Origin of the sequence: Photorhabdus noenieputensis (assembly GCF_018448935.1) — a bacterium.
In the GTDB taxonomy this organism is placed as follows: Bacteria; Pseudomonadota; Gammaproteobacteria; order Enterobacterales; family Enterobacteriaceae; genus Photorhabdus; species Photorhabdus noenieputensis.
Map to the genome: position 1 here is coordinate 1 of NZ_RCWC01000124.1, position 1,244 is coordinate 1,244.

At 34.8% G+C, this 1,244-nt stretch carries 1 protein-coding gene; it reads left to right on the forward strand.

Going from position 1 to position 1,244, the window contains the following annotated elements; translation table 11 throughout:
- Positions 1 to 253 precede the first annotated feature (253 nt).
- Complete coding sequence (locus EAE91_RS23455) at positions 254 to 1,198, forward strand: insecticidal delta-endotoxin Cry8Ea1 family protein (protein ID WP_244869021.1); 945 nt, start codon at positions 254 to 256, stop codon at positions 1,196 to 1,198.
- The last annotated feature ends 46 nt before the right edge of the window (positions 1,199 to 1,244 follow it).

The window sequence follows — 1,244 nt, forward strand, 5'->3', positions numbered from 1 at the left end:
TCTGAGAAATGTTCAGTAAAAATATCAAAGCACATGGTTTTTGCTCTCAAAAAGAGAGTATGAGATCATAACTATTACCGTCGGTCAAATCTGATTTTTTTAACAAAATATTCACGATCTTGCCCTGGGTGTTAAACGTGCCTAATAACTCTTTTTATTATAGTAAATTTGTTATCTATAATAATACGGATAAAGTTGCTTATGTGACGGCAAATTTGGTTTAAACATCTAATTTTGATTGAAGGGTTCCATTATGCATACAGAAAATGTTTTAGACATAAGAACCATTGTAGCTAATGAATATGCCGTAAAAACGAGTGCAGTAGAGTGGGATGTTACTGATATTGTAAAAAATGCGATCATCGGGGGAATATCTTTTATACCTTCAGTTGGCCCTGCTATATCTTTTTTAGTCGGTTTATTCTGGCCTCAATCGAAAGAAAATATATGGGAAGGGATTGTCAAACAAATTGAAAGGATGATAGAGGAGTCTGCATTAAAGACGATTAAAGGTATCCTCGCTGGTGATATTGCATATATACAAGAACGAATGGCAACCGTTGCAGATCTTCTTGATAAGCATCCAGGGTCTGAAGAAGCGAGGAGTGCTTTTAATAACTTGGCAGAAAATATAGATGGTTATCACAAAAAATTTAATAATTTTTCTGATGATGTTAACTATCAGATATTACCCATGTTTTCTACTACGGTTATGATGCAGATAACATATTGGGTCGCTGGTTTAGAGAGAAGAAATGAAATCGGGCTTAGTGATATTGATATTGAAAAAGTCCGAGGGTTAATCAAAAAGACGGTAGAACAGGCGAATAGTTATATTAATAAGATATATGATAGAGAACTTAATGACGCTCTTAATAACTCGACGGCTGACACTGTTGCAAATAATGTGATGTCTGTTCATGGTCACTGTCGTTTACATGGGATTGAATATATCAGTATTTGGGATAAATTAAGTGAAGCCGAGTCGGTAAATAATAGAATCTATGTTGATGTTTTAAGTTATTCTACTTTCTTTGACCGTCAAACAGCAAAAGCCAGAATTCAGGCATTGACTCCAGAGAAAGATATGGCTCCACCTCTCAAACCGGCTCTTAATCAGGGCAAGATCGTGAATATTTTGTTAAAAAAATCAGATTTGACCGACGGTAATAGTTATGATCTCATACTCTCTTTTTGAGAGCAAAAACCATGTGCTTTGATATTTTTACTGAACATTTCTCAGA

Excerpts from the sequence above, each read along its gene's own strand:
- EAE91_RS23455 (WP_244869021.1), top strand. The coding sequence starts at position 254 with ATGCATACAGAAAATGTTTTAGACATAAGAACCATTGTAGCTAATGAA.